Origin of the sequence: Variovorax sp. Varisp85, from assembly GCF_047304045.1 — a bacterium.
Taxonomy (GTDB): Bacteria; Pseudomonadota; Gammaproteobacteria; order Burkholderiales; family Burkholderiaceae_C; genus Variovorax.
In genome coordinates this window covers 1-239 of the sequence record NZ_JBGLYN010000174.1, presented here as the reverse complement: position 1 = coordinate 239, position 239 = coordinate 1, and the positions used below count along the sequence as shown (strand labels likewise).

General features: G+C 34.3%; 1 protein-coding gene. It reads left to right on the top strand.

What is annotated here, in order from left to right; all coding sequences use genetic code 11:
• On the top strand, positions 1-154 hold a 154-nt coding region (locus ACCC97_RS28905), incomplete at its 5' end, for a cbb3-type cytochrome c oxidase subunit I (protein ID WP_413336421.1).
• Positions 155-239: the final 85 nt, after the last annotated feature.

The window sequence follows — 239 nt, the reverse complement described above, 5'->3', positions numbered from 1 at the left end:
ACAAAGTCACAGTGGTCCAAGTGTAGATTTAGCAATATTTGCTCTTCACTTATCAGGTATAAGTAGTTTATTAGGAGCAATGAATTTTATTACAACAATATTAAATATGAGAAGTCCTGGAATAAGATTACACAAATTAGCTTTATTTGGTTGAGCTGTACTAGTAACAGCAGGAGGTGGTGATCCTATATTATTCCAACATTTATTCTGATTTTTCGGCCACCCAGAAGTGTACTGTC